The sequence below is a fragment of the Protofrankia sp. Cr1 genome, from assembly GCF_963555865.1.
In the GTDB taxonomy this organism is placed as follows: domain Bacteria; phylum Actinomycetota; class Actinomycetes; order Frankiales; family Frankiaceae; genus Protofrankia.
The window spans coordinates 1,264-2,024 of sequence record NZ_CAUVXO010000112.1 but is presented as its reverse complement, the minus strand read 5'-3'; the positions used below and the strand labels follow the sequence as shown (position 1 = coordinate 2,024).

1 pseudogene is annotated in these 761 nt (G+C 68.3%); it reads left to right on the top strand.

Features of this window, described 5'->3' with window-relative positions:
* A pseudogene (locus U9980_RS11575) lies at positions 1-761 on the top strand (hypothetical protein); the annotation flags it as partial.

Below are 761 nucleotides of genomic sequence, written 5' to 3'. Positions count from 1 at the left end.
GGCCGCCCTGGTGCGCATGGCGGCCGGGTTGGTGGGGGCGGTCGCGTTGGTCGCAGTGGTGCTGTTCGCCGCCGGCTGGTGGCGGGACGCCTTCGGCTTCCTGGGCGCGCAGAAGGACCGGGGCCTGCAGGTCGAGGCAGTTTCGGCGACCCCGTTCGTCCTTGCGCACATGGTCGGGTTACATGCTGGACCGTCATATGCCTGGGGGGCGCTGCAGTTTGGATCCAAGCTGGCGCAGCTGGTGGCAACGATCTGCTCGTTTGTAGAGGTTGTGGTCGTGCTGGCCGCTGCCGCGCGCTGGTGGCTGCCGCGTTGGTCCCGAAGCGTCGAGGGCTCCCGAGCCGCGGCGGAATCGCGCACGGCGATCCACCCGGCGGACCGCATGCTGGCGCTGCTGCTGGTCGTGCTCGTGACAAGTCGGGTGCTCAGCCCGCAGTACCTGGTCTGGGTACTAGCGGTTGCCGCGTGCCGTCCGCACTCGTCCGGCCAGACTGTTGCCGCAGCGGCTCGCTGTGTGGTTGACCGGCGTCGCCGGGTCACCATTGGCCTGTTGGTGACCTGTCTGCTCTCGCTCGTGGTCTATCCGATCCGTTATGAGGACGTCATCCAGGGCCGAGTCGTCGCGAGCCTGCTCCTGGTCGTCCGTAACGGTCTGCTCCTCATTGTCTGCTGGGAGGCTGTCCGTGCCGCTTGGCCGTCGTCGCGGTCCGTGCCGTGGCAACCCTGGAGATCATGGCGACGGCAACGGTCAGGGCCGCAAC